At 72.5% G+C, this 18,397-nt stretch carries 21 protein-coding genes; 7 read left to right on the top strand and 14 right to left on the bottom strand.

The window, feature by feature from the left end; all coding sequences use genetic code 11:
- Window positions 1-204: 204 nt before the first annotated feature.
- Both ACFY12_RS23495 and ACFY12_RS23490 read right to left on the bottom strand, forming a co-directional pair.
- On the bottom strand, window positions 205-1,830 hold the full coding sequence (locus ACFY12_RS23495; RefSeq protein WP_390717811.1) for a cation acetate symporter: 1,626 nt from the start codon (window positions 1,828-1,830) through the stop codon (window positions 205-207).
- The gene (locus tag ACFY12_RS23490) at window positions 1,827-2,192 is read right to left on the bottom strand and encodes a DUF485 domain-containing protein (RefSeq protein ID WP_390717810.1); all 366 of its coding nucleotides are present in this window, start codon (window positions 2,190-2,192) and stop codon (window positions 1,827-1,829) included. The genes ACFY12_RS23495 and ACFY12_RS23490 overlap by 4 nt, the downstream gene beginning before the upstream one ends.
- A 231-nt stretch (window positions 2,193-2,423) precedes the next feature.
- On the opposite strand from ACFY12_RS23490, the gene ACFY12_RS23485 reads away from it, so the two are divergent.
- Complete coding sequence (locus ACFY12_RS23485) at window positions 2,424-2,615, top strand: hypothetical protein (RefSeq protein WP_390717809.1); 192 nt, start codon at window positions 2,424-2,426, stop codon at window positions 2,613-2,615.
- Between the two features lie 252 nt (window positions 2,616-2,867).
- Entirely contained in the window at window positions 2,868-4,382 is a 1,515-nt protein-coding gene (locus tag ACFY12_RS23480; protein WP_390717808.1) for a S8 family serine peptidase, read from the top strand.
- Here ACFY12_RS23480 and ACFY12_RS23475 read toward each other — a convergent pair.
- The 4 genes from ACFY12_RS23475 to ACFY12_RS23460 form a co-directional block, all read right to left on the bottom strand.
- Window positions 4,379-5,989, bottom strand: a complete 1,611-nt coding sequence (locus tag ACFY12_RS23475) for a TIGR03086 family metal-binding protein (RefSeq protein WP_390717807.1) — start codon at window positions 5,987-5,989, stop codon at window positions 4,379-4,381. The two genes, ACFY12_RS23480 and ACFY12_RS23475, sit on opposite strands and share 4 nt — an antisense overlap.
- A 103-nt stretch (window positions 5,990-6,092) precedes the next feature.
- Window positions 6,093-6,803: a lysoplasmalogenase gene (locus ACFY12_RS23470; protein WP_390717806.1), complete on the bottom strand. Its 711-nt coding sequence runs from the start codon at window positions 6,801-6,803 to the stop codon at window positions 6,093-6,095.
- The gene (locus ACFY12_RS23465; RefSeq protein ID WP_390717805.1) at window positions 6,800-7,795 is read right to left on the bottom strand and encodes a sterol desaturase family protein; all 996 of its coding nucleotides are present in this window, start codon (window positions 7,793-7,795) and stop codon (window positions 6,800-6,802) included. Before ACFY12_RS23465 ends, ACFY12_RS23470 begins: the two co-directional genes overlap by 4 nt.
- 48 nt (window positions 7,796-7,843) lie before the next feature.
- The gene (locus ACFY12_RS23460) at window positions 7,844-8,002 is read right to left on the bottom strand and encodes a hypothetical protein (protein WP_390717804.1); all 159 of its coding nucleotides are present in this window, start codon (window positions 8,000-8,002) and stop codon (window positions 7,844-7,846) included.
- A 106-nt stretch (window positions 8,003-8,108) separates the two neighbouring features.
- Here ACFY12_RS23460 and ACFY12_RS23455 point away from each other — a divergent pair, with 106 nt between their 5' ends.
- The 4 genes from ACFY12_RS23455 (at window position 8,109) to ACFY12_RS23440 (ending at window position 11,208) form a co-directional block, all read left to right on the top strand.
- The gene (locus tag ACFY12_RS23455) at window positions 8,109-9,137 is read left to right on the top strand and encodes a DEDDh family exonuclease (protein WP_390717803.1); all 1,029 of its coding nucleotides are present in this window, start codon (window positions 8,109-8,111) and stop codon (window positions 9,135-9,137) included.
- Between the two features lie 63 nt (window positions 9,138-9,200).
- Complete coding sequence (locus ACFY12_RS23450; protein WP_390717802.1) at window positions 9,201-9,434, top strand: hypothetical protein; 234 nt, start codon at window positions 9,201-9,203, stop codon at window positions 9,432-9,434.
- Window positions 9,435-9,527: 93 nt separating this feature from the next.
- On the top strand, window positions 9,528-10,367 hold the full coding sequence (locus ACFY12_RS23445) for an SURF1 family protein (RefSeq protein WP_390717801.1): 840 nt from the start codon (window positions 9,528-9,530) through the stop codon (window positions 10,365-10,367).
- 85 nt (window positions 10,368-10,452) lie between these two features.
- Window positions 10,453-11,208: an SDR family oxidoreductase gene (locus tag ACFY12_RS23440; protein WP_390717800.1), complete on the top strand. Its 756-nt coding sequence runs from the start codon at window positions 10,453-10,455 to the stop codon at window positions 11,206-11,208.
- Window positions 11,209-11,337: 129 nt separating this feature from the next.
- Here ACFY12_RS23440 and amaP read toward each other — a convergent pair whose 3' ends face one another.
- From amaP to ACFY12_RS23415, 5 genes are read right to left on the bottom strand one after another with little or no spacing between them, the layout of a single operon-like run.
- Window positions 11,338-11,943, bottom strand: coding sequence for an alkaline shock response membrane anchor protein AmaP (gene amaP / locus ACFY12_RS23435; protein WP_390717799.1), 606 nt, complete (start codon window positions 11,941-11,943; stop codon window positions 11,338-11,340).
- A gap of 5 nt (window positions 11,944-11,948) precedes the next feature.
- Window positions 11,949-12,707: a DUF6286 domain-containing protein gene (locus ACFY12_RS23430; protein WP_390717798.1), complete on the bottom strand. Its 759-nt coding sequence runs from the start codon at window positions 12,705-12,707 to the stop codon at window positions 11,949-11,951.
- Window positions 12,704-13,105 (bottom strand): hypothetical protein, encoded by a 402-nt coding sequence (locus ACFY12_RS23425; protein ID WP_390717797.1) that lies wholly within the window; start codon window positions 13,103-13,105, stop codon window positions 12,704-12,706. Before ACFY12_RS23425 ends, ACFY12_RS23430 begins: the two co-directional genes overlap by 4 nt.
- Before the next feature lie 6 nt (window positions 13,106-13,111).
- The gene (locus ACFY12_RS23420; RefSeq protein WP_390717796.1) at window positions 13,112-13,309 is read right to left on the bottom strand and encodes a hypothetical protein; all 198 of its coding nucleotides are present in this window, start codon (window positions 13,307-13,309) and stop codon (window positions 13,112-13,114) included.
- 55 nt (window positions 13,310-13,364) lie between these two features.
- A complete protein-coding gene (locus ACFY12_RS23415; RefSeq protein WP_390717795.1) occupies window positions 13,365-13,826 on the bottom strand; it encodes an Asp23/Gls24 family envelope stress response protein in 462 nt (153 codons plus the stop codon).
- A gap of 294 nt (window positions 13,827-14,120) precedes the next feature.
- On the opposite strand from ACFY12_RS23415, the gene ACFY12_RS23410 reads away from it, so the two are divergent.
- Window positions 14,121-14,900 (top strand): hypothetical protein, encoded by a 780-nt coding sequence (locus ACFY12_RS23410; RefSeq protein ID WP_390717794.1) that lies wholly within the window; start codon window positions 14,121-14,123, stop codon window positions 14,898-14,900.
- Window positions 14,901-14,999: 99 nt separating this feature from the next.
- Here the strand turns inward: ACFY12_RS23410 and ACFY12_RS23405 are convergent, their stop codons facing one another.
- From ACFY12_RS23405 to ACFY12_RS23395, 3 genes are all read right to left on the bottom strand, one after another.
- Complete coding sequence (locus ACFY12_RS23405) at window positions 15,000-15,779, bottom strand: enoyl-CoA hydratase/isomerase family protein (protein ID WP_390717793.1); 780 nt, start codon at window positions 15,777-15,779, stop codon at window positions 15,000-15,002.
- A 111-nt stretch (window positions 15,780-15,890) separates the two neighbouring features.
- Entirely contained in the window at window positions 15,891-16,112 is a 222-nt protein-coding gene (locus ACFY12_RS23400; protein WP_390717792.1) for a helix-turn-helix domain-containing protein, read from the bottom strand.
- 389 nt (window positions 16,113-16,501) lie between these two features.
- A complete protein-coding gene (locus ACFY12_RS23395) occupies window positions 16,502-18,100 on the bottom strand; it encodes an ABC-F family ATP-binding cassette domain-containing protein (protein WP_390717791.1) in 1,599 nt (532 codons plus the stop codon).
- Window positions 18,101-18,397: the final 297 nt, after the last annotated feature.

Genomic DNA, 18,397 nt, shown 5'->3' with positions numbered 1-18,397 from the left:
CCGGTGTGTTTTGTTTTGGGGGGGCTTGGGGGTTTTTTTTTTTCGGTGCCTCCCACTTGGGGTGGTTTGGGGGGGGGGGGGGGGGGAAAAAGGGGGGGGGGGGGGGGGGGGCCCCCCCCCCCCCCCCCCCCCCCCCCCGCCCACGCGCGGTACGGACGCCCCAAGGGCTGCCCAACGGCTGCCCAGGGCAATACAGCCAGGGCCCTAGTGGGCGCCGGTGCCGGTCAGCGAGCGGACCTCCAGCTCGGCGTACTTCCGGGCGTCCGGCTCCTCCTTGGAGAGCAGGGACCCCAGCCAGCCCAGCAGGAAGCCCAGCGGGATGGAGATCAGGCCCGGGTTCTCCAGCGGGAAGAAGGCGAAGTGCGCGCCGGGGAACATCGAGGTCTCCTTGCCGGAGACGACCGGCGAGAAGAGCACCAGGAGGACGGAGGAGGCGAGGCCTCCGTAGATCGACCAGAGGGCGCCCCGGGTGGTGAACCGCTTCCAGAAGAGGCTGAAGAGGATCGTCGGGAGGTTGGCGGAGGCCGCGACCGCGAAGGCCAGCGCCACCAGGCCGGCCACGTTCAGTCCACGGGCGAAGACACCCAGCACGATGGCGACGGCACCGATGCCGACGGTCGCCCAGCGGGCCGCGGCGACCTCTTCCTTCTCGGTGGCCTCGCCCTTGCGGAGGACGTTGACGTAGAGGTCGTGCGCGAAGGACGAGGACGAGGCGAGGGTGAGTCCGGCGACGACCGCGAGGATGGTGGCGAAGGCCACCGCGGAGATCACGGCGAGCAGGACGGCGCCGCCGGTGGAGTCCGGACCGCCGCCGATCTGCTGGGCAAGCAGCGGGGCCGCGGTGTTGCCCGCCTTGTTGGAGGCGGTGATCGTCCCGGGTGCGATGAGGGCGGCGGCGCCGAAGCCGAGGGCGATGGTCATCAGGTAGAAGGCGCCGATGATGGCGATGGCCCAGTTCACCGACTTCCGGGCGGCCTTGGCGGTGGGGACCGTGTAGAAGCGGATGAGGATGTGCGGCAGGCCCGCGGTGCCCAGGACCAGGGCGATGCCCAGCGAGATGAAGTCGACCTTCGAGGTGGCGCTGGCGCCGTACTTGAGGCCGGGCTCCAGGAAGGCGGCGCCCTTGCCGCTGTTCTCGGCGGCGGCGCCGAGCAGCGACGAGATGTTGAAGTGGAACTTCACCGCCACCAGGAGCGTGATCAGCAGGGTGCCGGCGATCAGCAGCACCGCCTTGACCATCTGGACCCAAGTGGTGCCCTTCATCCCGCCGATGGTGACGTAGAGGATCATCACGATGCCGACGAGAACGACGACCAGGATCTTGCCGGTCTCGCTGGTGATGCCGAGCAGGAGGGTGACCAGGGCGCCGGCGCCCGCCATCTGGGCGAGCAGGTAGAAGACCGAGACGACGATGGTGGAGGTGCCGGCGGCCGTACGGACCGGGCGCTGGCGCATCCGGTAGGCCAGGACGTCCCCCATGGTGAACCGGCCCGAGTTGCGCAGCGGTTCGGCGACCAGGAGCAGCGCGACGAGCCAGGCGACGAGGAAGCCGATGGAGTACAGGAAGCCGTCGTAGCCGAAGAGGGCGATGGCGCCGGCGATACCGAGGAAGGACGCGGCGGACATGTAGTCGCCGGAGATGGCCAGGCCGTTCTGGAAACCGCTGAACTGCCGTCCGCCGGCGTAGAAGTCGTCCGTGCCCCTGGTCCGCCGGCCGGCCCAGACGGTGATGCCGAGCGTGGCGGCGACGAAGACCGCGAAGAGGGTGATGATCAGGGTGCGGTGCTCGCCCGCGCCGGTGCCCGCCGCGAGGTGCTGGGTGAGGCTCATGCGTCACCTTCCTTGCGCAGGGTGACGCCCTCCAGGCGGGACTTGATCGCCTCGGCCCTGGGGTCGAGCCTGGCGGCGGCGTGCCGGGAGTACCACCAGGCGATCAGGAAGGTGGTGACGAACTGGGCGAGGCCGAGGACGAAGGCGACGTTGAGGTGGCCGGCGACCTTGATGGACATGAAGCCGCCGGCGTAGCTCGACAGCAGCACGTACCCGAGGTACCAGAGGGTGAAGGCGATGGTCAGCGGGAAGGCGAACGAGCGGTGCGCGCGGCGGAGTTCATCGAATTCGGCACTTGACTGCACCTGGAGGTAGTCGGGCGGCTCATGGGTCCCCGGGTCGACGGTCGGTGCGGCGCTCACGGAGGTCTCCTGACGGGAGGGGGCTGATGCTGGGCCGAGGGTAAGCCCTGAATAAGTGATGTGGATCACGCATCGTAGGGCCGTGTCCGGCGATCCGACAGGGGGCGGCTGGTCTGATCCGCGCAGAAATCAGGGGAATGGCGGGGGATGCCGGGGGAATGCCGGGCAGGGAATGCCGGGGAACGCGTAGCGCGGCCGCCACCGCCCGGGAGACGCTTCGTTGAGCCGGATGTGAATCCGCCGCCTCAGCAGGACCCGTCCCCGCCCGCTCCCCGTCGGCGCCCGTTCGGCAGCGTCCGCCTGCCGGTACCGCTCTCCGTCCCGCCCGTCCGGGCCCGGCCCGCCGCCGACGCGCGCCGCTGGTACGGCCGGCGGATCCCCCTGCCACCGCTGAGCATGGGGACGCTGCGCCGGCGCGGCTGAACGGGACAGCTCGACGGGACAGCTCGACGGGACAGGTCAACGGGACAGGTCAACGGGACAGGTCAACGGCCCAACTGAACGGTGTTGCCGGCTGCCGGGGGCGCACCCGGCGCCGTGTCAATGTGCCGTCTTCTGACGGGATTTCCCGATTCCATTGCTGTGCGCCCGTGATCGCCGCTAACTTCACCTCTCACTGCATCCGCCCGTGCGTGATCCGTGCACGGGCGGTCTGACGAATGATGTGGAGTATCCATGGCCCACCCCCGGTCCAGACGTATGCGCGCGCTGGCCGTGCCGCTCGGTCTGGCTCTGACGGCGTCCCTCGGCTTCCTCCCGAACGCGGCCAGCGCCGCGACGCAGGACTCCGCCCCGGCCGCCGCGACCGTGTCCGACGGCCCGCTGCTCTCGTACGTCGTGAACACCACGCCCGGCCGCGCCGCGGTCGGCAGCGTCGAGAAGGCGATAGCCCAGGCCGGCGGGAAGGTGATCGTCGCCCATGAGCGAATAGGCGTGATCGTCGTCCACTCGGCCAATCCCCAGTTCGCCCCCACCATGCGGAAGGTGCCGGGCGTACAGTCCGCGGGCGCCACCCGCACCGCGCCGCTGAAGTCCTCCGCCACCACCGACGTCGGCAAGCCGCAGAAGGCCGATCTGCCGGCGTCCCAGCTCAAGGCGGTCGGCCGCACGGCGAAGGCGAACAGGCAGGAGCCCCTCGAACCGCTGCAGTGGGACCTGCCCGCCATCAAGGCCGACCAGGCCGCGAAGGTGAACCCCGGCAGCCGGAAGGTCACCGTCGCCGTCATCGACACCGGTGTGGACGACACCCACCCGGACCTGAAGGCCAACTTCTCCGCGCAGCAGTCCGCCAACTGCGTGGGCGGGGTGGCCGATACGTCCAAGGGAGCCTGGCGCCCCTGGGACCCGGACAGCGACTACCACGGCACGCATGTCGCGGGCACCATCGCCGCGGCCCGCAACGGCGTCGGCGTGGCGGGCGTCGCCCCGGGAGTGAAGGTCTCCGCCATCAAGGTGAGCGAGCCGAAGACGAGCCTGTTCTTCGCCGAGAGCGTGGTCTGCGCCTTCGTCTTCGCGGCCGATCACGGCGTGGCGGTCACCAACAACAGCTACTACGTCGACCCGTGGATGTTCAACTGCAAGGATGACGCCGACCAGGCGGCCATCGTTGACGCGGTCGGCCGGGCGGCGAGCTACGCCCAGCGCAAGGGCGCGATCAACATCGCCGCCGCGGGCAACTCCGGACTCGACCTGGCGGCCGCCAAGCTGCCGGACGCCAGCAGCCCCAACGACTCCACCCCCGTCGAACGCACCATCAACCCGAAGAACTGCTGGGACGTCCCCGCCCAGTTGCCGGGCGTGGTGACGGTCGCGGCGACCGGTGTGCAGAAGCTCAAGTCCGGCTACTCGAACTACGGCCTCGGCCAGATCGATGTGGCCGCACCGGGCGGCGACTCGAAGCAGGTCCCCGAACTGCCCGCCAAGAACGGCAACATCCTCTCCACCATGCCGGGCGGCGACTGGGCCTACCTGGCCGGCACCTCGATGGCAACCCCGCATGTCGCGGGCGTGGCGGCGCTGCTGAAGAGCGCCCACCCCAAGTCCAGCCCGCAGGAGATCCAGTGGCTCCTCAAGCAGCAGGCGGACAACCCCGGCTGCCCCACGGGTGACGCCTCCTGCACCGGCACCCGGCACCTCAACAGCCACTTCGGCTATGGCATCGTCGATGCGCTGGACGCGGTGAAGAGTTAACTCCGCGCCCTGACCGGCTCGCGGCCGAGGTAGGCCGCGAGCCGGTCGGCTGCGGACGCCCCGGGCGGCGCGGTGCGCTCCGGGGCGAACGAGCCGCCCTCGGTGCGCGGCGCGCCCCCGTAGATCCGCCGCGCGGCCGCCAGCGTCTCCTCGGCGACCTCAGGCGCCAGCCCGGTCGGCGCACCGGTCGCCCGCGCCAAGTCCCAGCCGTGCGCGAGGAGTTCGACCACCACCTGCTGGACGATCAGCGCGCCGGGGGCCTCGTACGGGCCGTAGGTGCGCCGCAGCATCCCGCTGCCGGTGAAGGCGGTCAGCGCGGCGCGCGCCGAGTCCGCGAAGGCGGCGCGGTGATCGTCGCCGAGGTGGTCGGCGGTGTGATCGCCGCGCGGGTCGTTCTCCGCTATGGAGGCGGCCATCAGGTTCTCCCACACCATGTGCGAGACCAGCTGCCGTACGGTCCAGCCGGCGCACGGGGTGGGCAGTTCGAGGTCCTCCGTCCGCACGGCGGCGACCAGCGCGCCGACGTCCCGGACCACCTGCCGGTACGCGTACAGCACCCGCTCCGGGTCGGTGCCCTCGAACGCGGAGCGGTCCACCTCCACCGGCCGGAGATGCGCCCGCAGCGCCGCGGCCGTCCAGGTGCCGGCGCGCTCCCAGCGGGGCGGCGCGGGCCGGCCGGCGACCGCGCACACCAGCTGCCAGTAGCGCTCCACGGCCGGTTCGGCAGCGGTCTCCAGCTGTTCCAGCAGCCGGGCGCGGGCGTCCGGCCCGTCCTCGGCGGGCGCGCCGGGGGTGCCGGCCTGGGTGGGGAGCCAGGCGGCGATCAGCTCGGCGACGACCGGCCCGGCGGCCGGGGAGTCGGGCGCGATCCCGGCCGCGACCGCCGCCTCACCCCGCTCCCGCATCAGTTCGGCGACGCGTACCGCGGCGGCCTCGCGCTCCTCCCCCGCGTCCGGCCCTGTCGGTGCCGTCGGCGCCGTATGCGCGCTGTACTCGGCCAGCCGGCGCAGCGCCGCCCGGAGTTCGGGCTCCCGGACCAGCGTGGCCAGCTCGGTCCAGGCGCCGATCTGCTCGGGTGTGGGGTCGTCGGGCAGGTCCGGGGCGGCGGCGAGCAGCGCGCCGCGGTAGGCGGGGGCGGGCACCCCGTCGAGGGCGTCATCGACGAAGTCCGTGATGATCCGGCGGCGTTCGACGGCCGACAGGCGGGCCAGTTCGGTCATGCTCGGCAGCTCCTCTGCTGCGCTGCCCCGCGCGGCCACCGCCCGGAGCACCGCGCGTTGCAGCCGCAGCGTGGCGATCTGCGCGTCGAGCGCGTCCGCCCACTGCGCCGCCGTCTCGGCGACGGTGGTTTCACGGTGCAGGACGGACCGGATCGCCGTGATCCCGATGCCCAGTTCGCGCAGGCTGCGCACGATCGCCAGGCGGGCCGGGGCATCCGGGCCGTAGAGCCGGTAGCCCGCGGGGGTGCGGGCGGCGGGCGGCAGCAGGTCCTGATCGGACCAGTTGCGGATGGTCTTGACCGGGATGCCGGTCAGGCGCGCCAGTTCGCCGATGGTGAGCAGGCCTGTGCCGTCCTCGTACATACCGTCCACTCTCGGGTCTCCCACGGAGGGAGACTCAAGCCCATACCGTGTGTGCGCTGTGTGCGCTGTGTGCGCTGTGTGCGCCTTTACGGTACGCCCGGCTCGTTTTTGCGGTACGCCCGGCTCGTTACGGTACGCCCGCCTCGGGGGCCGTCGGCGCGGGCCGGGACACGGGCCCGGGGGCCGGGCCGATGGTGGTCCGCAGCAGGCCGTAGGCCAGCGCGAACTGGGCCGCTATGTAGGTGACCATGATCCAGAACTGGGGAAGCGGCGGCTGCGGCCACTGGGCGAGGCCGCCGGCGAGCAGGCCGTCGGAGAGCAGGAAGAGCACGCCACCCAGCGCGGCCAGGGGACCCGCCCGCAGTGCGCCGAACGCCATCGCGGTGAGCAGCAGGCTGTAGCCGGCGACGGGAATCCGCAGCCCGGCCGGGAGGTCCGGCCACAGCAGCGCCACCGTGCCGGCCAGCAGCACCCCGTACACGGCGGCCGGTCCGGCCGGGTACCCGAGCCGCCCGCGCCCTGGCGCCGTCCCGTGCCGGGCGAAGACCAGCAGATAGCAGACGTGCCCGACGGCGAACGAACCCATGCCGACCAGGAAGACGGTGTCGCCGTCCATCTGGAGGAGGGCGTCGCCGCCGCAGCCGAACAGCAGCGCCCCGGCCAGCGGCACCGGGCCGCCGCGGGCCAGTACGTATCCGGCGAGCACCGGCATCAGCGCGGGCTTGGTGAGCTGCGCGGCGAGCGTCGCCCCGGCGGCCAGCGCGGCCAGGTGAACGGCTGTCAGCGCCACGAACGCCCAGAGCAGCGGCCGTACGGCGGCGGGCAGGCGGGCTGTCACCGGACGGGCTCCTCGGCGGAAGCACGCGCCGTGCCCCGCGGCATCCCGGGAGCTCGGGGCGACTTGGGCGCTTGAGCCGCCTCAGGCGCTTCCGGCGCCTCGGGGGCTTGCCGCGCCTCGGGCACTTGCGGTGCCGCCTCGGGCGCTTGCGGTGCCCGCGTCGCCGCCGGCTGCCAGCCCGGGCCGCGGAACACCCGCCCGGCGCGCTCGCTCCAGCTGTCCGCGGCCCGGACGTCGCGGGCGATGGCGACGTACTCGTGGGTGGCCACCCGGAGCGGGTTGAAGGTGTGGATGTTCTTCGTGAGTCCGTAGACCGGGCGCTCCGTCTCGGGGACGAAGGAGCCGAACATCCGGTCCCAGATGATGAGGATGCCGCCGAAGTTGCGGTCCAGGTAGCCGCCCTGGGAGGCGTGGTGGACGCGGTGGTGGGACGGCGTGTTGAACAGGAACTCGACGGGCCGGGGCAGGGTGCCGATCCGTTCCGTGTGCACCCAGAACTGGTAGACGAGGTTGGCGCCGGAGGTGAAGGCGACCGCGGCGGGGTGGACGCCGACGGCGACCATCGGGACGTAGAACGGCCAGACGGTCCAGGTCGTCCAGGGCTGCCGCAGTGCGGTGGTGAAGTTGAACTTCTCGCTGGAGTGGTGCACCACGTGGCAGGCCCACAGGATGCGGATGACGTGGTGCCCGCGGTGCGACCAGTAGTAGAAGAAGTCCTGCGCGAGCAGCATCAGCGGCAGCGTCCACCACAGCACCGGTATACGCAGCGGGGTCAGTTCGTAGACCGCGGCGTAGACCGCGACGATGGGGATCTTCCACAGCGCGTCGAAGACGAGACTGCCCAGGCCCATCCCGACGCTGGTGGCCGCGTCCCTGGCTTCGTAGCCCGCCGCGTCCTCGTCGGGACGCAGGCGACAGCTCACCATCTCCACCACGGTGAGGAGGAGGAAAGCCGGTACGGACCACAGCACGACATCGGGCAGGTGCGGCATGTCCCGCACCATAAAGGCGGTGACGGCGGTGCCGCTAGGGGTAGTTACTCAGAAGTATGTGAGACGCGGTGTCAGCTCGGCTTCCCCGACGGCTTCCGTGACGGCTTCCGTGACAGCCTGGCTGGCGGCTTCCGTGAAGGCTTCCGTGACAGCCTGGCTGGCGGCTTCCGTGAAGGCTTCCGTGACGGCCTGACTGGCGGCTTCCATAACGGCTTGCCTGGCGGCTTCCCCCATGGCCTGCCCGGCGGCTTCCCAGCGGCGAGTGCGACGGCGGTTCGGTGCCTGTCAGTGGTGGCCCGTATCCTCATGGACCATGCTCGAAGACCGCATGGCAGCAGCCGACCCCATCGTGCCGACGATCGGGCAGCAGCCGGGCCCGCAGACGCCGCCGGCTCCCTGGCCGTCCGGGTATCCCCAGGGGTACGCGGTGGTCGACGTGGAGACCACCGGGCTGGCCCGGGACGACCGGATCATCTCCGCCGCGGTGTACCAACTCGACGCACGGGGCGAGGTCCAGGACCGCTGGTACACCCTCGTCAACCCGCAGCGGGATCCGGGGCCGGTGTGGATCCACGGTCTGACGAGCGCGGTGCTGGCGGACGCGCCGCTCTTCCCGGAGATCGTCCCGGAGCTGTCCCGGCGCCTGGAGGGACGGGTGCTGGTGGCGCACAACGCCATGTTCGACTGGTCGATGATCGCCCGCGAGTACGCCCGCGCCGCGGCGGCCGCGCCGGTGCGCCAGCGGCTGTGCACCATCGCGCTCTCCAAGGAGCTGGACCTGCCGCTGCCCAACCACAAGCTGGAGTCGCTCGCCGCCCATTACGGCGTGGTGCAGGAGCGCGCCCACCACGCGCTGGACGACGCACGGGTGCTGGCCGAGGCGTTCCGCCCCAGTCTGCGGCGGGCCGCGCAGCGGAATCTGCGGCTGCCGCTGCTGACCTGCCAGCCGCTCACGGAGTGGTCGGACGCCCCCGCGCCCCGGCAGCGCTCCGCCGCCCACGCCTACCGCCCGAGCTCCTGGCGGCCGTCCCGTAAGCGCCCGGCGTGCCCGTACCCCAATCCGGGGCGCTACGAGACCGGCGGCCCGCTCGTCCAGGGGATGCGGGTCGCCTTCTCGGGCGATACGTCGGTGGACCGCGAGCTGCTGGAGGACCGGGCGACCGAAGCCGGGCTGCATGTCGCGACGAGCGTGTCCCGGCTGACCAGCCTGCTGGTGACCAACGATCCGGAAGCCCGGACCTCCAAGACCGTCAAGGCGGCCTCGTACGGCACAGTCATGATCGACGAGGCGGCCTTCATGCAGCTGCTGCAGGACGTCCGGCCGGCGCCTGCTTCCGGGTGAAGCCCGCCCAACACACCCATGGCCGCCTCGCCCCGCGCGGGCCCCGCCCGCACGCTGTGGCGCATGGCACGTTGTGAGGTCTGCGGTAACGACTACGGGATGACGTTCGAGGTGCACGCCCAGGGGGCGGTGCACGTCTTCGACTGCTTCGCCTGCGCCATCCACCGCATGGCACCGATCTGTGAGCACTGCCGGGTCCAGATCATCGGCCAGGGCGTGGAGGCCGACGGCCGGTGGTACTGCGGTGCGCACTGCGCCCGCTCGGACGGGCGGGTGGGCATCGTCGACCGGGTCTAGGACGCGTCGGCCGGGACCTCCGGCCGGATCCGAAGACGCGTCGGCGGGACCCCCGGCCCGGCGGGCCCGGGCGGCTTGGGTACCGTCGAGGCCGTGTACCGCTTCCTACTGTCCCGGCAATGGGTGATCCTCACCCTCGTGGGTCTTGTGCTGATCCCCGTCATGATCAAGCTGGGCTTCTGGCAGCTGCACCGTCATGAGCACAGAGTGGCGCAGAACGCCCTCATCGCCGCGAACCTGGACGCCCGGCCGGTCCCGGTGACCGAGCTGGCCGCCCCCGGCCGGGACCTGCCACGCCACGACATGTGGCGCCGGGCCACCGCCACCGGCCGCTACGACACCGCCCACGAGGTCGTGGTCCGCCAGCGCACCGCCGCCGACGAGCAGAGCATCGGCTACTACGTCCTGACCCCGCTGGTGCTGGCGAACGGCGATGCCGTCCTGGTCAACCGCGGCTGGATCCCCGCGGGCCACGACCTCACCAAGTTCCCGGCAGTGCCCCCCGCCCCCCAGGGCACGACCACCGTCACCGGCCGGATGATGGCCGACGAGACCACGGCGACCAGCGGCATCAAGGACAAAAAAGGCCTGCCCGCCCGCCAGGTCATGCTGATCAACAGCGCGGAGCAGGCGAAGCGTGTCGGCCGGCCGATGCTCGGCGGCTACCTCGAACAGACCGCGCCCGAGCCGCCGGGCGGCAAGCCGGAGCTGGTGCCCGCCCCGGACCATGACTCCATCGGCCCGCACATGGCGTACGCCATCCAGTGGTGGCTGTTCGCGGCCGCGGTACCGGTCGGCTGGGTCGTTCTCGTACGCCGGGAGCGCCGGGACCGGGCACAGGCTGCCGCCGAGACGACCGAGACGGCCGGGGCGACAGAGACGACGGGGGCGACCGAGGTGGCCGAGACGACGGGGGCGACGCCGGGGGTGTGAAGGCGCACCCAGGGCCTGTCTCTCCGGTCTCCGTGAGCCTGCGGCCCCTTCGGAATGCCGGAGGCGGGCAAGGCAGACTGGCGTCATGGATCTCGAACTCACCGACCGGACATACGTCGTTACCGGGGCGACCCGTGGCCTGGGCTTCGCCACCGCCCGTGAACTGGTCGCCGAAGGCGCCAACGTCGTGATCAGCGGACGTACGCAGGAGAGCGCGGCCCAGGCGGCCGCCTCGCTGGGCGAGCGGGCCGTGGGGGTGGCCACCGACAACGCCGACCCGGAGGGGGCGGCCCGCCTGGTGGCGGCGGCCCGCGAGCGGTTCGGCCGGCTGGACGGCATCATGATCAGCGTGGGCGGCCCGCCGCCCGGCACCACCGCCGACAACACCGACGAACAGTGGCGGTCGGCCTTCGAATCGGTCTTCCTCGGTGCGGTCCGGCTGGCCCGCACGGCCGCCGCCGAGCTGGCGGAGGGCGGGGTGATCGGCTTTGTGCTCTCCGGCTCCGTCCACGAACCGATCACAGGCCTGACCATCTCCAACGGGCTGCGCCCCGGCCTCGCCGGTTTCGCCAAGTCGCTCGCCAACGAGCTGGGCCCGCGCGGCATCCGGGTCGTCGGTGTGCTGCCCGGCCGGATCGCCACCGACCGGATGAACCAGCTGGACGCGCTCTCCGGCGACCCGGAGGGCACCCGCGCCCGCAACTCCGCATCCACCCCCCTGGGCCGCTACGGCGAGCCGGCGGAGTTCGGCCGGGTCGCGGCGTTCCTGCTCTCCCCGGCCGCGTCGTATGTCACGGGCGTGATGGTGCCGGTGGACGGCGGGGCGCGGCACGGCTTCTGAGGCGCGGCGTCGGCGCGCCTGTGCCGGAAGATCCCGCCTGCCCCGCGACGCCCGGCACAGGCCCCGACTCACCCTCTCCGCGGTCCTAACTCACCCGCTCCGCGGCCCCAACTCACCCGCTCCGTGGCCCTAACTCACCCGCTCCGCCCGGTGCTTGGTCTCACGCAGGCGGACGTCGGCCGGCAGCCGGGCGAGCCCGGCCGACCGGCGGGCGTGGGCGACGGTCTCGTCGGACAGCCGGCGGAGGACGGTCCCGGGATCGGCGTGCGGGGCGAGGGTGAGGACGGCCCGGAGACGGGGCTCGGGGCGGCGGCCGGTGAGCAGCACACCCGCCCGGTCGACGCCGTCCAGGGACTCCGCTCCGGCGGCCAGTACGCCTTCCAGGGCCCGGCCGCGCAGCAGGGCGCCCTCACCGTCGCCGGTGTCGACGAGGATCCCGTTCAGCCGGCGCCGCCGCAGCTGGACCAGCAGCCACCACAGCGTCAGCAGGACCAGGACGGCCAAGGCGGCGATCACCGCCGGCCACCACCAGCCCTGGCCGGTCCACCGGGTGCGCTGGTGGGCGGAGAGCAGGACGTCGTCCGGGCGGGACCAGGGCCAGTGGGCGGGCAGGCCGAGGTGCCGGGCCGCGGGCAGGCCGAGGCCGCCGAGCAGTACCAGACCGCCGGCGCCGAACAGCACCGCACCGATGAGGCCGAGCAGCACCCGGTTGACCGTTCGGCGGACCCCGCGCATCGCGCTCACCCCCTTTTCGGGCGCCGGACGTGCACGGTCAGACCGAGCGGACGGGCCAGGCCCAGCTGCCGCAGACCGTCGCCGAGCGCGCTGTCGAGGTCTGCGCGGACCTCGTCCAGCGCGCGGAAGTGGCAGACGGCGTGTGCGGTGGCCTTGCGGCGGCCGACCCTCATCCGTACGGACTGGACGCCGGCCACCTCCATGGCGCGGTCGCGCAGCACCAGCGCGGCGGCCGGCCGGTCCAGTCCGGCCCTGACGCCCGCGGCGACCGTCCGCATCGGCAGCACCCGGCGCAGGCCGGGGGTGACGGCCAGCACGATCAGCCAGACGCCGAGCAGCATCGCCGACGCCGCGCCGGCCAGTACCCAGGGATCGTCGAGGTGGCGGACGGCGAGTTCCCTGGCGAGCTGCCGGCGCCAGGCCATCGCGGGGCGGTGGGCCCGTACCGAGGCCACGTCGTACAGCAGCAGGCCGGCGGCGGCCAGCAGCACCAGGGCGAGCACGGCGGCGGGCACCCGGCGGGCGGACCAGAAGCGGCCGGTACGGCCGTTCTCCCGGGGGTCCACCGCTGCCCTCCGCGGGTCCACCGCTGCCCTCCGCGGGTCCGGCACTGCCGCCCGCGGGTCCGCCACCGCCGTCCGGGAAGCCTCCGCTCCCTCCCCGGAAGCCTCCGCCTCCTCCCGGGAAGCGTCCTTACGTGGGAGCGCCCGCTCCGCGTCCTCACGTGGAAGTGCCCGCTCCGCATCCTCGTCGCCGCCGCTCATCGCACCCTCTCCCGGCCCCCGCGCTCCAGCAGCGGTGCGTGCAGCCGCTCGACCTCCACCACGACCTCGGCCACCGTCATGTCCGCCAACACGCCGACTTGCTCGGCGACTTGACGCCGCACCACCCGGCACTGCCCGCCGATGTCCGAGGGGTAGCCCAGCTCCACCGTGATCCGCAGCCGTGCCTCACCGAGGTTCTCGCGGTCCGCGCGGCGGTGCACGGTCACCGTGGCGTGCGCGTCCGTGGGGTCCTGCGGCGACGCCCCGCGCAGCGCCTCCCGCGCGGCCCGGGCGGCGATCTTCGCCACCACCCGGTCCGCGACCCTGGTCGCACCCCTTTCGCCCGCCGGTACGTCGGCGGCAGCGGCGGGCGGGGCCGCCCGGTGGACGGCTGCCACCCGGCCTCACCGCCGCCGGTCGTCGCGGTCGCCGGTGCGGGTACGGAAGAAGTCGCCGGCCTCCCAGTCCCCGTCGGCGAACCGGCCGGCCACGAACCCGATGGCGCCCAGCGCCGCCACCACGACAAAGGCGCCGAAGCCGCCGAAGTATCCGGCGAAGCCCAGCGCCATACCGGCCACGAGGCCGACCATGGCCATGCTCATCGTGCGCTCCTTCGCTGCCGCGGGCTGGTTCAACTGCCGCTCCGGGGCGGCCTGTTCACTGGAGCCGCGGCTCCGCTTCCGCTTCCTCGTCCGCCTCGTCGGGCAGCTTGACATCGCTGACCGCGATATTGACCTCGACGACCTCCAGGCCCGTCATCCGCTCCACGGCGGCGATGACGTTCTCGCGGACGGCCCGCGCGACATCCGCGATGGCGACGCCGTAGTCGACCACGATCTCCAGGTCCAGCGCGGTCTGCACCTCGCCGACCTCGGCCTTCACCCCGCGCGTGGCGCTCGCGGACCGTCCGCCGCCGGGTACCCGTTCCCGTACGGCGCCGAGCGTGCGGGCCAGACCGCTTCCCATGGCGTGCACGCCGACGACGTCCCGGGCCGCGAGCCCGGCGATCTTCTCCACGACTCCGTCGGCGATGGTGGTGCGCCCGCGCTCGGCCGGATCGCCGCCGCCCCGCTTGACCGGGGTCCTGGGGCCGTCTGTCTGCTGCTGGGTCTCGCTCATCGCCGTGGTGTCCCCTTCCGCGGTGTCCCTTTCCGCCAGGAGGAGCGGGCGGCCCGCTCCGCTCCCCACAGTAGGCGGGGTTCTCCGGGGCCGCTCCGGGGACGCGGCAGCGGAGTGCCCCCGGTGCCGTACGGCACCACGCCCTGCCATACGCCCTGCCATACGCCCTGCCGTACGGGCCGGTGTGCGGCAGGCTGGTGGCGTCCCACCAGGCGGGACTTCCGGCACCGGCCCCACGGGAAAGGGACACCGGCCCTACGGGAAACACAGGCCCTACGGGAAAGGGGTGACGCGGTGGCCGCGAACCGGCTGGCGCAGACCATGCGGGAGCAGCTCGGGATCGGCCGGGTGCTGCCGCTGGGCGGGCCCGCGGACGGGTCCTGGATCACCGAGCGGGCCGCCGCCGACGCGCTGCGGGCGGCCGTCGGGGCACCGGCCGGTGCCCGGCTGCACCGGCTGCGGCTGTCTCTCGCCGACCCCGGGCACGCCCCGGAGCCGGTGGTGCCGCCCCCGCCGAGCGCCCTGCCGCCGGGCCCGCTACGGATCGAGGCAGCCATCGAAGTGTCCACCGCGACGGTCCCCGACCGGTCGCTGCCCGCGGTCGCCGACCAGGTCCGTGCCGCGCTGCTGGAGGCATCGGTCCGGGATCTGGGGCTGGTGGTGAGCAGGGTGGATCTGCTGGTGAGCGGGCTGGTGGAGGCGCCCGAAGGGGCGATGGCGGGGCGGGGCACGGCAACGGTGTCAGCCCCCTCGACGCCTTCCGGTGAAGCGGCGGTGACGCCTCCGGACGCAGGCTCGGGCGGGGCGTCACCGCCGTACCCGGCCGGCGCCGAGGGCCCGGAGGGGATCGCGGCGGTGACGCGGAAGGTACCGGGGGTGGCCCGGCTGACGCCGGTGCTCGGCGGCCTGTCCCGCCCCGTGCGACTGACCGACGGCCACGCGCTGATCCAACTCGCGATCGCGGCGGGTTACCGGGCGCTGGACGTCAGCAGCGCCGTACGGCATGCGGTGGCTGCCGCACCCTCCGCGCCGTCGACGGTCGCCGTACTGGTCACGGCCGTGGAACAGCAGTGAGGCGGCGCCCCCGGGAAGCCGTGCTCCCCGCAGCCACCGCCTCACCTGTCCGCCTCACCTGTCCGTCCCTGGTCCCGTCCCTGGTCGCCCACGGCGGTCCTAGTCGCCCACTCCCGCGAGGTCGCGCAGGCGGCGGGCCTGGGCGGCGCGTTCGGCGATGCGCTGCTCCTCGTACGTGCGGCCGGTGGCGCCGGCCAGCAGGGCCTTGGTCTCGATGACGGCATCGCGCGGCGCGGCGAGGAGTGCGGCGGCCAGGTCGGCCACCGCAGCGTCGAGTTCGTCCCGGGGGACGACGAGGTTGGCGAGGCCGGTCCGCTCGGCCTCCGCCGCGTGCACGAACCGCCCGGTGGCGCAGATCTCCAACGCGCGGGCGTAGCCCACCAGTCCGACGAGGGGGTGTGTGCCGGTCAGGTCCGGTACCAGGCCCAGGCTGGTCTCGCGCATGGCGAACTGCACGTCGTCGGCGACCACACGCAGATCGCAGGCGAGCGCGAGCTGGAAGCCCGCACCGATGGCGTGCCCCTGCACGGCGGCGACGGACACCAGGTCGTTCCGCCGCCACCAGGTGAACGCCTCCTGGTACTCGGTGATCGTGGCGTCCAGTGCGCTGTCCGTACCGCGCGCCAGATCGATGAACGACGGCTCGCCGTCGAAGCCTTCGGGCGTGAACGCCTGCCGGTCGAGCCCCGCGGAGAAGGACTTGCCCTCACCCCGCAGCACCGCGATCCGTACGTTTCCCGGCAGCAGCGAACCGGCCTCGGCCAGCGCCCGCCACATGGCCGGCGACTGCGCATTGCGCTTGGCCTCGTTGGCGAGGGTCACCGTGGCGATGGCACCGTCAACGGTGAGCCGCACACCGTCCTTGTCGAGCAGAGTCATGAGCGCCTCCGAGTCAGCCGCCGCACCTTCGTGCGTAAGTGACTGAACGGTAACTCCCCGGCCGACCGTACGGCAGGCCGGGGGTACCGCTGATTCCCGGAGTCGCGGCCGTCAGGCCGAGGCGGCCTTCTTGCCCCTTGTGGCTCCGCCACGACCGCGCAGGATCACACCGGATTCACTGAGCATCCGGTGCACGAACCCGTACGAGCGGCCGGTTTCCTCGGCCAGCGCCCGGATGCTTGCTCCTCCGTCGTACTTCTTCTTCAGGTCTGCCGCGAGCTTCTCGCGCGCGGCGCCGGTCACCCGGCTGCCCTTCTTCAGAGTCTCGGCCACCCGTGCCTCCTCGTGGGAAGTGCGCTCTGGACTCTCATGATCACCCCTACCAGGCTTCCTGGCCACCCATTCCGCAAGGTCTGTACGACATCCTTTGCCGCCGGACGCCCGGAAACTCGGGCCGGAATCTCTCATTCCGACCGCTCGTCGAGCCGTCCGGGCCCGGACTTCCACGAGAAGTGGCAGGTCAGGTGGCATATGGAGCGAGAAGGGAGGGAACGGGAGCAGAAGCGCGGGGTGGGCGGCGCAGGCTCGCCGGTGTACGAGCCGTTCTCACTCAGATGATGGATCACGCATCGGCCGAATGATCCATACGGCGTGATCCCCCGCCCTCACCGCTCCCCGCGCCCCGGCACCGCCGGACACCGGGGAGCGGCCCGCGGCCCGGGTCAGGCCAGTGCGACCAGATCCGCGTAGTCCTGGCCCCACAGGTCCTCGACACCGTCGGGCAGCAGGATGATGCGCTCCGGCTGCAGCGCGTCCACCGCTCCCTCGTCGTGCGTCACCAGGACCACCGCGCCCGTGAACGTGCGCAGCGCGCCGAGGATCTCCTCCCGGCTGGCCGGGTCGAGGTTGTTGGTGGGCTCGTCGAGCAGCAGCACATTGGCGGAGGAGACGACCAGCGTCGCCAGCGCCAGCCGGGTCTTCTCACCGCCGGAGAGCACCCCGGCCGGCTTGTCGACGTCGTCACCGGAGAAGAGGAAGGAGCCCAGCACCTTCCGGACCGCGACCAGGTCCATGTCCGGGGCGGCGGAGCGCATGTTCTCCAGGACCGTACGGTCCGGGTCCAGGGTCTCGTGCTCCTGGGCGTAGTAGCCGAGCTTGAGGCCGTGGCCGGGCTGGACCTGCCCGGTGTCCGGCTGCTCGACGCCGGCCAGCAGCCGCAGCAGGGTGGTCTTGCCGGCACCGTTCAAGCCCAGGATGACGACCCGGGAGCCCTTGTCGATGGCCAGGTCGACATCGGTGAAGATCTCCAGGGAGCCGTAGGACTTCGACAGGCCCTCGGCCGTCAGCGGGGTCTTGCCGCACGGCGCCGGGTCCGGGAAGCGGAGCTTGGCGACCTTGTCGGCGACCCGCACCGCCTCCAGGCCGGCGAGCAGCTTGTCGGCACGCTTGGCCATGTTCTGCGCGGCGACCGTCTTGGTGGCCTTGGCCCGCATCTTGTCGGCCTGGGAGTTGAGCGCCGCGGCCTTCTTCTCGGCGTTGGCGCGCTCCCGCTTGCGGCGCTTCTCGTCGGCCTCGCGCTGCTGCTGGTAGAGCTTCCAGCCCATGTTGTAGACGTCGATCTGCGACCGGTTGGCGTCCAGGTAGAACACCTTGTTCACGACCGTCTCGACCAGGTCGACGTCGTGCGAGATGACGATGAAGCCGCCGCGGTACGTCTTGAGGTAGTCGCGCAGCCAGACGATGGAGTCGGCGTCGAGGTGGTTCGTCGGCTCGTCGAGCAGCAGGGTGTCGGAGTCCGAGAAGAGGATCCGGGCCAGCTCGACCCGGCGCCGCTGGCCGCCGGAGAGGGTGTGCAGGGGCTGGCCGAGGATGCGGTCGGGCAGGCCGAGGCTGGCGGCGATGGTCGCGGCCTCCGCCTCGGCGGCGTACCCGCCCTTGGTGAGGAACTCGGTCTCCAGGCGCTCGTACTTCTTCATCGCCTTGTCGCGGGTGGCGCCCTTGCCGTTCGCCATCCGGTCCTCGTTCTCGCGCATCTTGCGCAGCACGGAGTCCAGACCGCGGGCGGACAGGATGCGGTCGCGGGCGAGCACGTCCAGGTCGCCGGTGCGCGGATCCTGCGGCAGGTAGCCGACCTGGCCGGCGCGGGTGACCGTACCGGCGGCGGGGATGCCCTCACCCGCCAGGACCTTGGTGAGGGTGGTCTTGCCGGCGCCGTTACGGCCGACGAGGCCGATGCGGTCGCCCTTGGCGATACGGAAGGAGGCGGACTCGATGAGAACGCGGGCGCCGGCGCGCAGCTCAAGGCCGGAAGCGGTGATCACGGGAAAAACTCCAGGGCAGGAAGACGGCGGATTGGACGGACGGTCCGAGAGCGGTCTGCGCCGTCTAATGAACCCAGAGGAGAACTGCCATAGCAGGCAGTCTAACGGGCCTGTGCAAGCGGATTTTCTGGGTGGCGACCAATGTGACCCTCCCCATAGTTCCCCTGTCGCCTACAGGCAGTGGACCACTCACGGGCAGCCCCACCGGCCTCCTCACTCCCACTCACGGGAGGTGACGGGCCGGAGGGGCAGGGGGTCCGGACGTAGAGCGAAGCAGTCCGGACCCCCTGCCCCGGA

The sequence above is a fragment of the Streptomyces sp. NPDC001339 genome, from assembly GCF_042895955.1.
In the GTDB taxonomy this organism is placed as follows: domain Bacteria; phylum Actinomycetota; class Actinomycetes; order Streptomycetales; family Streptomycetaceae; genus Streptomyces.
Note: the sequence above shows the minus strand (reverse complement) of the source record. Positions and strands in the feature narration are given on the sequence as shown.

Bases quoted from the DNA above. Each gene is read 5' to 3' on its own strand.
- ACFY12_RS23405 (WP_390717793.1), bottom strand. From the start codon at position 15,779: ATGACTCTGCTCGACAAGGACGGTGTGCGGCTCACCGTTGACGGTGCC.
- ACFY12_RS23440 (WP_390717800.1), top strand. From the start codon at position 10,453: ATGGATCTCGAACTCACCGACCGGACATACGTCGTTACCGGGGCGACC.
- amaP (WP_390717799.1), bottom strand. From the start codon at position 11,943: ATGCGCGGGGTCCGCCGAACGGTCAACCGGGTGCTGCTCGGCCTCATC.
- ACFY12_RS23420 (WP_390717796.1), bottom strand. From the start codon at position 13,309: ATGAGCATGGCCATGGTCGGCCTCGTGGCCGGTATGGCGCTGGGCTTC.
- ACFY12_RS23450 (WP_390717802.1), top strand. From the start codon at position 9,201: ATGGCACGTTGTGAGGTCTGCGGTAACGACTACGGGATGACGTTCGAG.
- ACFY12_RS23495 (WP_390717811.1), bottom strand. From the start codon at position 1,830: ATGAGCCTCACCCAGCACCTCGCGGCGGGCACCGGCGCGGGCGAGCAC.
- ACFY12_RS23430 (WP_390717798.1), bottom strand. From the start codon at position 12,707: ATGAGCGGCGGCGACGAGGATGCGGAGCGGGCACTTCCACGTGAGGAC.
- ACFY12_RS23465 (WP_390717805.1), bottom strand. From the start codon at position 7,795: ATGCCGCACCTGCCCGATGTCGTGCTGTGGTCCGTACCGGCTTTCCTC.
- ACFY12_RS23460 (WP_390717804.1), bottom strand. From the start codon at position 8,002: ATGGAAGCCGCCAGTCAGGCCGTCACGGAAGCCTTCACGGAAGCCGCC.
- ACFY12_RS23480 (WP_390717808.1), top strand. From the start codon at position 2,868: ATGGCCCACCCCCGGTCCAGACGTATGCGCGCGCTGGCCGTGCCGCTC.
- ACFY12_RS23415 (WP_390717795.1), bottom strand. From the start codon at position 13,826: ATGAGCGAGACCCAGCAGCAGACAGACGGCCCCAGGACCCCGGTCAAG.
- ACFY12_RS23455 (WP_390717803.1), top strand. From the start codon at position 8,109: ATGCTCGAAGACCGCATGGCAGCAGCCGACCCCATCGTGCCGACGATC.